The sequence below is a fragment of the Nocardia neocaledoniensis genome (assembly GCF_029868625.1).
In the GTDB taxonomy this organism is placed as follows: Bacteria; Actinomycetota; Actinomycetes; order Mycobacteriales; family Mycobacteriaceae; genus Nocardia; species Nocardia neocaledoniensis_A.
The window spans coordinates 42,833-51,587 of the sequence record NZ_JARWOJ010000058.1 but is presented as its reverse complement, the minus strand read 5'-3'; the positions used below and the strand labels follow the sequence as shown (position 1 = coordinate 51,587).

10 protein-coding genes are annotated in these 8,755 nt (G+C 68.8%); 7 read left to right on the top strand and 3 right to left on the bottom strand.

Annotated elements, in window-relative coordinates:
* A partial coding sequence (locus QH270_RS03605) for a hypothetical protein (RefSeq protein ID WP_280338878.1) occupies positions 1-279 on the top strand: 279 nt, incomplete at its 5' end.
* On the opposite strand, the gene QH270_RS03600 is transcribed toward QH270_RS03605, so the two are convergent.
* A complete protein-coding gene (locus QH270_RS03600; protein WP_280338877.1) occupies positions 276-1,175 on the bottom strand; it encodes a hypothetical protein in 900 nt (299 codons plus the stop codon). The two genes, QH270_RS03605 and QH270_RS03600, sit on opposite strands and share 4 nt — an antisense overlap.
* A complete protein-coding gene (locus QH270_RS03595; protein WP_280338876.1) occupies positions 1,172-2,044 on the bottom strand; it encodes a 3-hydroxyacyl-CoA dehydrogenase family protein in 873 nt (290 codons plus the stop codon). Before QH270_RS03595 ends, QH270_RS03600 begins: the two co-directional genes overlap by 4 nt.
* Before the next feature lie 206 nt (positions 2,045-2,250).
* Here QH270_RS03595 and QH270_RS03590 point away from each other — a divergent pair, with 206 nt between their 5' ends.
* The 6 genes from QH270_RS03590 to QH270_RS03565 all read left to right on the top strand — a co-directional run bounded on the left by QH270_RS03590 (position 2,251) and on the right by QH270_RS03565 (position 7,788).
* Complete coding sequence (locus tag QH270_RS03590; RefSeq protein WP_280338875.1) at positions 2,251-3,606, top strand: hypothetical protein; 1,356 nt, start codon at positions 2,251-2,253, stop codon at positions 3,604-3,606.
* Positions 3,607-3,710: 104 nt separating this feature from the next.
* The gene (locus tag QH270_RS03585) at positions 3,711-4,502 is read left to right on the top strand and encodes a TIGR03084 family metal-binding protein (protein WP_280338874.1); all 792 of its coding nucleotides are present in this window, start codon (positions 3,711-3,713) and stop codon (positions 4,500-4,502) included.
* Between the two features lie 335 nt (positions 4,503-4,837).
* Positions 4,838-5,512, top strand: a complete 675-nt coding sequence (locus tag QH270_RS03580) for a hypothetical protein (protein ID WP_280338873.1) — start codon at positions 4,838-4,840, stop codon at positions 5,510-5,512.
* Positions 5,509-6,714, top strand: a complete 1,206-nt coding sequence (gene lhgO, locus QH270_RS03575; protein ID WP_280338872.1) for an L-2-hydroxyglutarate oxidase — start codon at positions 5,509-5,511, stop codon at positions 6,712-6,714. The genes QH270_RS03580 and lhgO overlap by 4 nt, the downstream gene beginning before the upstream one ends.
* Positions 6,715-6,782: 68 nt before the next feature.
* Positions 6,783-7,256, top strand: coding sequence for an SRPBCC family protein (locus tag QH270_RS03570; protein WP_280338871.1), 474 nt, complete (start codon positions 6,783-6,785; stop codon positions 7,254-7,256).
* 10 nt (positions 7,257-7,266) lie between these two features.
* Positions 7,267-7,788 (top strand): ribonuclease H family protein, encoded by a 522-nt coding sequence (locus QH270_RS03565; RefSeq protein ID WP_280338870.1) that lies wholly within the window; start codon positions 7,267-7,269, stop codon positions 7,786-7,788.
* Positions 7,789-7,872: 84 nt separating this feature from the next.
* Here the strand turns inward: QH270_RS03565 and QH270_RS03560 are convergent, their stop codons facing one another.
* Positions 7,873-8,640, bottom strand: coding sequence for a hypothetical protein (locus QH270_RS03560; RefSeq protein WP_280338869.1), 768 nt, complete (start codon positions 8,638-8,640; stop codon positions 7,873-7,875).
* Positions 8,641-8,755 lie beyond the last annotated feature (115 nt).

Below are 8,755 nucleotides of genomic sequence, written 5' to 3'. Positions count from 1 at the left end.
CCCGCGCCACTGGGGGGCCGCCCCGCGCCCGGGGGCCCGCGGCCGGGGGCCGCCTGGGGGGGGGGCGGGGGGGGGGGGGGGGGGGGGCCGGGGGGCGGGGCCCCCCCCGTGCCGCTGGTCTTCACCGTCACCAAGTTCTCGCTCGGCGCCGACACCGTGACGGTGAGCGCGGAGGCCGTGCTCGATCGCCGCCTGCTCGGCCTGCGGGCGCCGGAGTTCCTGATCGGGCGCTGCGTGACGATCGCGATCCACGTGGTCCTGCGCGCGGAGACGCCCTAGAGGTCGGCCAGGGCGAGACCGGTCAGCGGATTGCCGATCCGGACCAATTCGGTATCGGTGCCGCGGCCGACGTCGACGAATCGGATCGAGCCGCCGAGGTCGCTCACGTAGAAGGCACTGCCGAGACCGGCCAACCCGATGGCCTCGCGATAGCCGGTCGAGAGCACCTTCGGCGTGCCGACCTCGGGCTGCACGGTGGCCGCGTAGAGCGCGTTGCCGTGCGGTGCGGCGCCGCGGTCGGTCCAGACCAGATGGCCCGGGCCGTGCAGTTCCAGGTCGATCGGCTCCGGCAGGTCCTGCCACAACAACTCGAGGTCGGTGCGATCGGCGGGGCCCGCGCCGGCGGGCAGGTCGATCGGGGCGCGGAAGATGCGGCCATCACCCGCCTTGGCCGCGCCCTTCTGCGTCCAATAGACCAGGCGCCGATCCATATCCAGACAGATCCCGACACACCAGTTCCGCATCACCCGCGCGTCCGCCTCGCCCCGGCCGGTGACCACGATCGGGCGCAGGTCTGCGCCGTCGAGATCGCAACTGAGCACCGCCATGCCCTCGCGGTCGCACCAGTACAGGCGGCCCGATTCGAAATCGGCGGTGAGCTGCTTGCCGGTGGTGAACGCCCCGACCGGCACGATCGTGGTGCGGTTGCCGCCGTCCAGGTCGACCCGCTCGATCGAGCCGTTGCGGGTGAAGAACTCCGGTTCGGCGCCCGGCGCGGCGCCGGGATCGGGCCTGCCCATATTGGTCCAGTAGATATGGCCGCGCAGCTGGTCGACGACCACGCCGTCGGGAAACTCGTCCAGACCGTCGACGACGGTGCGCAGCGCGCCGGTGCCGAGCGACACCGCGTGCATCGCACGGGCTTTCAGGTCCAGCGCCAGCAGCAGCTCGGTCATCGGTTCGGCTTCGGGTAGTCGTCGTAGAAGCCCGCGCCCGTCTTCACGCCGAGCTTGCCCGCGTCCACGTAGCGGTGCAGGAGTTCGCGCGGGCCCGCGGGTAGGTGCGGGTTCTCCTTCGCGTAGTGCTCCTCGATATCGAGGACGACGTCGAGGCCGACCTGGTCCATCATCCGGAACGGCCCGGCCCGCGTGCCGAAATTGCGCGCGAACATCTCGTCGACGTCTTTCGGGACCGACACGCCCTCGTAGACCACCTCCAGCGCTTCGCGTTTGATCGCGGCCCAGATGCGATTGAAGATGAAGCCGGTGCTCTCCTTGCGGACCAGGAACGGATGTAATCCGTAGTCCGGGAACGTCTTCAGCACGAATTCCAGAATCTCCGGCGAGGTCACGCCGTCGGACATCACGTCGAGCACGGTCGAACCCGGCGGCATGTAGAAATGCGTGTTGAGCATCCGGTCGGCCGTCGCCAGCCCCTCGGTGAACAACCGGCTGGCGTACGACGAGGAATTCGACGCCAGGATCGCGTCGGCATCGGCGTCGCCCTCGAGCTGGGCGAAGATCTTCTTCTTCAGCTCGAGCACCTCGGGTACGGCTTCCACGACGAGCCACGCGCCCGCCACGGCGGTGGCCTGATCCGGCACGTACTCGACCGTGCCGGGAGAACCGCCAGGCACCTTCGCGGCCACGTCGGGGAGCTGTTCCTCGACGAAGGCCACCGCCGCGGCGCCCTGCTCGGCGCCGGGATCGGTGATGCGAACCAGCCCGCCTCTGGTGGCGAACATCAGGGCGATCCGTCTGCCCAGGGTGCCCGCCCCGACGACGGCGACCGGACGATCGAGATGATTGCGCGGAACACTGCTCACGACGACTCCCTCTGCGTGCGACGGCGGCAAGAACGGGTGACGCGGATATCGGTTCGATCAGCACTCCCAGCCTATCGCCGCGCCGAGGGCGAATCGCCCAGGACAGACCGTTCCGCCGTTGACACCCCGTCGCGACCGGTCAGAATGTGATTGCCTTATCCTCACGTTCTTCACGTTTTCGCGCGTCAGCACTAGGGGGCTCCTCGATGACCACACTGGCCTCCGGACTCTTCATCGATTGGGAAGAGCTGACGGGCCAGTCGAAATTCGTCGTCGAGCTGATCAGTTTCCCGATCTTCGCCGCGCTGGCCGGGTGGCTCACCAACTGGACCGGCGTGCTCATGCTGTTCTGGCCGATCGAGTTCAAGGGCTTCCGCGTGCCGATGCTGCACGTGCTCTACCCGTACCTGCCGCGCCGGGTGCAGGTGCTGCCCACGTTCTCCGGTGACGGCCGTAGGCTCGGTTTCCAGGGCTTCATCCCGGCCCGCTCCGAGAAGATGGCCAGCATCTGCGTGGACAAGGCGCTGATGCGCATCGGCAGCCCCCGCGACTTCATCCACGAACTCGACCTGGACGGGATCGGCGACTATCTCGCCGAACGGGCGCGCGATCAGGTGCAGCCCATCGTCGACGAGATCATGTACCGGGAGAACCCCGATCTGTGGCGGTCGTTGCCGCGACCGGTGAAGCAGGCCGTGTACCAGCGTGTCGACCGGCAGCTGCCCGCGCTGTGCAGACGCGCGTTCACCAGTCTCGGCGACAACATCGACCAGCTGCTCGACGTGAAGAACTTCGTCATCCGGTACCTGGAGAAGAACCCGTCGATTCTCAAGGACCTGACCACGACCATCGCGGCCCCGGAACTGAGGTTCATGGTGCGGATCGGTCTGCTCGGCGCGCCGTTCGGCCTCGCGCTGGCGCTGTACCTGCACGTGCATCCGCAGATTCCGTACTGGGGCCTGGTGCCCGCGTGGGTGATCGTGCTGCTGGCCTCGGCCGCGATCGGCGTGATCGTGAACATGATCGCGATCAAGATGGTGTTCGAGCCGGGCGATCCACAGCCGCGCTACAAGTACCTGTGGCGCCAGGCGCTGCTGGCCAAGCGGCAGCCGCAGGCGGCGACCGACCTGGCCCACATCCTGGCCTACCAGGTGCTGACCGTGGAGAACCTGTCGAACGAGCTGCTCGCGGGGCCGAACGGGGACAAGACCAAGCAGCTCATCGAGCGGGTGGTCGCCGAGGAGATCCGCGAGCAGCTCGGGCCGACGGCCTTCATGGTCCGGGCCGCGATCGGGCGCAAGGGCTACGACAACCTGGCCCTCGCCGGGGCGGGCGCCGGCCTGAGCCTGGCGCCGGGGATGGTCGACGACGAGAAGTTCGTCCTCGAGCAGGCGAAGAAGATCGACGCCTTCGCCGGGCGCAAGCTGCAGAAGCTGACGCCGGGGGAGTTCATGGAGATGTTCTACGCCTCGGTGGAGCAGGACGCGTGGCTGCTCTACCTGCACGGCGGCGTGCTCGGCCTCGGTGTCGGCGCCGTCCATCTGATCACCTTCGGCTGGTAGCCGACGAATAACAAGCACGCATGCTTGCATTTTTCTCGGCCCGCTGAGATTCTTGGTGACGAGGCGGACCGGACCTGGTCGCGCCACGATCGGCAAGGGAACAGATGGCTGACCTCGCACCGCTGCTCGACGACTTCGCCGCCGAATGCGCGGATCTGGAACACCTCGTCGCACCGCTGACCGCCGAACAGTGGCGCACCGCCACCCCGGCGCCCGGCTGGGACATCACCACCCAGATCGCCCACCTGACCTGGACCGACGAGGTCTCGGTGATCGCCGCCACCGACGGCGAGACCTTCACCGAACTGCTCACCGAAGCGGCCCCGAAGATGTTCACCTTCGTCGACGAGGCCGCCGAGGAGGTCGCGAAGACCCCACCCGCCGAACTGCTCGAACGCTGGCGCACCGGCCGCGCCGCGCTGATCAGCGCGCTGGCCGCCGTACCCGCGGGCACCAAGCTGCCCTGGTTCGGGCCGCCCATGAGCCCGGCATCGATGATCTCGGCGCGCATCATGGAGACCTGGGCGCACGGCCAGGACGTGGCCGACGCGCTCGGCGTCGACCGCACGCCCACCGCGCGGCTGCGCACCGTCGCCCACATCAGCGTCCGCACCAGGAACTTCGCCTACACCGTGCACGGCGAGTCCGGGCCGAGCGAGGAATTCCGGGTGGAACTGACCGCACCCGACGGCAGCCTGTGGACCTGGGGACCCGAGGACGCGAAGCAGCGCGTCACCGGCCCCGCGCTCGACTTCTGCCTGGTAGCGACCCAGCGGCGCCATCGCGAGGATACCGCGCTCGTCACCGAGGGGCCCGACGCCGAGCACTGGCTGAGCATCGCGCAGGCGTTCGCGGGCCCGCCCGGACCCGGCCGCGAAGCGGGCCAGTTCGCGTGACGACGAAGGAACAGGCGAGCGCCAGTCTCTGAGCGCCATTCGTGCCGACTGCCCCGGACTTCGTTGGCCGGGGGTTGGACCTCCGTGGCAGTCGCGAATGACGCTCGCCTGCTCCCTTGGGTTACCCATCGGGTGATGTGAGAAACAACCACGGCCGAATGGAAGCGCGCTGACCAGGGTGTATAGGTCGCGTGTCCAGGTGTGTGCCTGATCACATCCTTCGGAGAGTGCTAACTCCAGCTAGCACCCCGTACCGTGGAAATCAGCGCGTGGCTTTCAACGATGCGGGCCCCGTCCCCTCGGGTACACCCACAGGCACAGGAAGGACCCGCATCATGACCGCACATCGACCTGCGCAGATCGCGCGTCTGTCCGCCACTGTCGTCGCCGGGGCGGCCAGTCTCTGCCTGACCGTCGCCGCGGGCGCCTACATCGTCAACAACATGCCCGACCTCGCCCCCGCGCCCACCCGGGAACACGCGGAACCCGGCCAGCCACCCGCACCGGGAGGGCATCAGCCCGCGCTCGCCGAGGGCGGATCGCCGCGCTCGAGCAGCGAGTTCGTCCAGCTGGCCGCGTTCACCGAGCGGGCCGTCGCCGCGCCGGCCCAGACCCCGGTGACGACGCAGCGTTCCACCACCGCTGTGGCGCCGAATGATTCGACCCTGGCCGGGCGACTGCGGATCGGTACCACCTATGTCGGCGCGCAGGTCGCGCCGGCGCGCACCGACACGATCTCGTTCACCGTCGACACCAACGTGGTGACCATCGCGTCCAAATACCTCGGCGTGACGGCGGATCCGGCGGGCGTCACCGCGCTGCGCACCGAACTCGACACGCGCCGCGGCGAATTGGTGTTCGTGCTGTCGGACCCGGCGCTCGGCAGCCACACGCTGCGGGTCGAGCGGGTCCAGAAGCCGGGCACCGTACCCACCGACGAGGCGGCGGAACCGGCCGCCGACCAGGCCGAGTCACCGGCCGGCCAGGCGCCGACTACCGTCGGCGTGTGAGTTCTGGCGGCACCGGCGACGGTGTGTACGACTTCTGCGTGCTCGGCGGCGGCATCGTCGGCGTGGCGACCGCGCATCGCCTGCTGACGAAGTACCCCGGCGCGAGCCTGGCGCTGGTCGAGAAGGAATCCGCCCTCGGCGCGCATCAGACCGGGCACAACAGCGGCGTCATCCACTCCGGAATCTATTACCCGCCCGACAGTCTCAAGGCACGGTTGTGCCGCGCGGGCGCGCGCTGGACCAAGGAGTTCGCCGCCGCCAACGGCATTCCGTTCCGCGAGTGCGGAAAACTGCTGGTGGCCACCGACTCCGCCGAACTGGCGCGAATGCGCGAGCTGTACGAGCGCTCGATCACCAACGGCGTCGACGTCGAGGCCATCGACGCCGCCGAGCTGGCGCGGCGCGAACCCGGGATCACCGGCGTCGGCGCGCTGTTCGTACCCGCCACGGGCATCATCGACTACACCGGGGTCGCGGCGACCATGGCCGACCAGGTCGCGGCCATGGGCGGGCGGGTCCTGCTCGACACCCCGATCGAGGCGATCAGCGAAACCGACGCCACCGTCACGATTTCCGGCCCGACGACCTCGATCACCGCGCGCACGCTGGTGGTCTGCGCCGGTCTGCAGGCCGATCGGATGGCGCGCAAGGCGGGCATCCACACCGACTTCCGCATCGTCCCGTTCCGCGGCGAGTACTACCGGCTGCCCGCCGAACGCGCCGGACTGGTCCGCACCCTGATCTACCCGGTGCCCGATCCGGCGCTGCCGTTCCTCGGCGTGCATCTGAGCCCGACCATCGACGGTGAGCTGACCGTCGGGCCGAACGCGGTGCTCGGTCTCGCGCGCGAGGGCTACGCCAAGGGCAGCGTCAACGCGCGCGACGCCATCGACGTGCTGGGTTTCCGCGGCTTCCACCGGGTCGCGCGCACCCACGTTCGCACCGGCGCGCGCGAGCTGCGCAATTCGCTGTTCAAGCGCGGCTACCTGGCCGAATGCCGTAAGTACTGCCCGGAGCTCACCGTCGCCGATCTGCTGCCGCATCGGGCCGGGATCCGCGCCCAGGCGGTGCTGCGCGACGGCAGTCTGGTGCACGACTTCCTGATCGAGCGCACGCCGCGGTCGATCCACGTGCTCAATGCCCCGTCACCGGCGGCGACCTCGGCGATGCCGATCGCGGAATACCTCGTCGACCAGCTCTGACGCGCAAATCGGCAAATAAAGAGGATAGTTGTAGTACTTTTGTGCCCATCCGTGATCAGGGAGGTCCGATGGGCCACATCAAGTATGCGTGCGACGTCGGCGCACCCGTCGACGTCGCCTTCGCCTACGCCGAGAACTTCCGGTTCGTTCCGCACTGGATGTCCGGCGTCAGCGCGATCGAACCCGTCGGCGATCCCGATCGCGGGCTCGGTGCCGCCTTCGCGATGAAAGTCCGTCTCCTCGGGGCGATTCCGGTCCGATCCAGCTGTGAGATCACCGAATACCGGCGTAACGCGGTCATCGGGTATACCCTGCGTGGGCGGGTATACGGAACCGTGACCCTACGGTTCGACCCACTCGGCTACGAACGGTCGGTACTGACCTCCGAAGCCGACTATCCACCACCACGCGGTGTGTTCGGCCGCCTGTGCCACGGCCTCGTCGACGCGGCCGCGAGATCGGCACTGCGCCGGACGGAGTCGCGGTTGCGAAGGGAGATAGAGGCATTCCACGGTACCGATCTTGTCGGCCGCATCGCCTAGGGTGGCGGTCATGATCATCGTGAGCACCGACGGGTCCTGCCTGCGTAATCCCGGTGGTGCCATCGGCTGGGCCTGGGTGAACCACCAGGGACCGGCCGCCAGCGGGGGAGCGGTCACCGGAACGAACCAGATCGCCGAACTACGCGCGGTACTGGAAGCCATCCTCGCCCACCCCGGCGCCGAGCCGATGCTCATCGAGAGCGATTCCCTCTACGCCATCAAGTGCGCGTCCGAGTGGATCACCAGCTGGCGGCGCAACGGGTGGCGCACCTCCACCGGCGGCGCGGTGAAGAACGTCGAGATCATCAAGCAGATCGACCGTGCGATCACCACCCGCGAAGGGCCGGTGCGCTTCCGCTGGGTCCGCGGCCACGTGGGCAACTACTTCAACGAACAGGCCGACACCCTGGCCGGCGCGGCCGCGCGCGAAGCCGCCGCCCGCCCGCCCTCGGTGCCGGAGACCCCCAGACCGCGGACCTCAGGGAAGCCGGTCGAACCGGCCACACCGTCGGCAACACTCACCCTGTTCTGACGGGCAGGCACGACCGGGACGGTCCGCACGAAAAACGCCTCCGGCGGGCAGCGCACAGCTGCCGCCGGAGGCGTCTCGGATCGATCAGTTGCCGGGCGCCGGAGCCGGGGCCGGAGCCTCCTGCGTCGGCGCGGGCTGGCCGGGCACCGCGGCGCCGCCGCCCGCCTGGCCCTGGCCACTGTTCTTGAGCAGCGGCGAATCCAGCTTGCTCACCAGCCACTTGTCGCCGGACTTCTCGAGGGTCATCTCGATCGCGAACATCATCCGGTCGGGTTCGGTCTGGGTGAAGTTGGTCCGGTACTGCGTCATGGTGACCATCGACTTCACGTCCTCGGTGCTGCCCGAGACGTAGGCGCACTGCACGTCCTCACCGCGGGACTTCACCTGCGCCTGCACCATCGCGCCCTTGAGCGCGTCGCTGGCGTCGCTGAACTCCTTGAGGTAGTCGCCGGTGGCGCCCGCCTTCATCTGCTCGATGTAGCCGTCGAGGTTCTGCGAGTAGTCGTAGTTGGCGAGGATGTTGCCGTAGTCGCAGGCCGCCTTGGTCGACTCCGCGATGGCGTCGAGCTTGTCGGCCTTGTCATCGCTCTGCAGGAAGAACACCACGGCCGCGGTGGCCGCGCCGAGCGCGACCACACCGGCGACACCAGCGGCGATCCAGCCCGTCGAGCTCGATTTTCCGGCCGGCTCGGCCGCTGGAGCCGCCGCCTCGGACACGGTCGCCGCCTTCACGGTCGCCGCGTCGTCCTCCGGAGTGGCCGCCGCACCCTTGACGGTCGGGGCCGACTTGGCCAGGTCGGGCTTGTCCGCCGTGGCATCGTCCTTCTTGCTCTCGGCGTCGTCGCTGGTCATCGAATCAATCCTGCTCTTTCCCGGCACACGTATCGCACCGATTTCCTTCGCGGACCCGTGAGCCGGGCCACACGCTGTTCTCGTGCGAGTATGCCCGGTCCGGTGCGCGAGCGAC

Bases quoted from the DNA above. Each gene is read 5' to 3' on its own strand.
- QH270_RS03600 (WP_280338877.1), bottom strand. From the start codon at position 1,175: ATGACCGAGCTGCTGCTGGCGCTGGACCTGAAAGCCCGTGCGATGCAC.
- QH270_RS03590 (WP_280338875.1), top strand. From the start codon at position 2,251: ATGACCACACTGGCCTCCGGACTCTTCATCGATTGGGAAGAGCTGACG.
- QH270_RS03585 (WP_280338874.1), top strand. From the start codon at position 3,711: ATGGCTGACCTCGCACCGCTGCTCGACGACTTCGCCGCCGAATGCGCG.
- QH270_RS03580 (WP_280338873.1), top strand. From the start codon at position 4,838: ATGACCGCACATCGACCTGCGCAGATCGCGCGTCTGTCCGCCACTGTC.
- QH270_RS03570 (WP_280338871.1), top strand. From the start codon at position 6,783: ATGGGCCACATCAAGTATGCGTGCGACGTCGGCGCACCCGTCGACGTC.
- QH270_RS03565 (WP_280338870.1), top strand. From the start codon at position 7,267: ATGATCATCGTGAGCACCGACGGGTCCTGCCTGCGTAATCCCGGTGGT.
- QH270_RS03560 (WP_280338869.1), bottom strand. From the start codon at position 8,640: ATGACCAGCGACGACGCCGAGAGCAAGAAGGACGATGCCACGGCGGAC.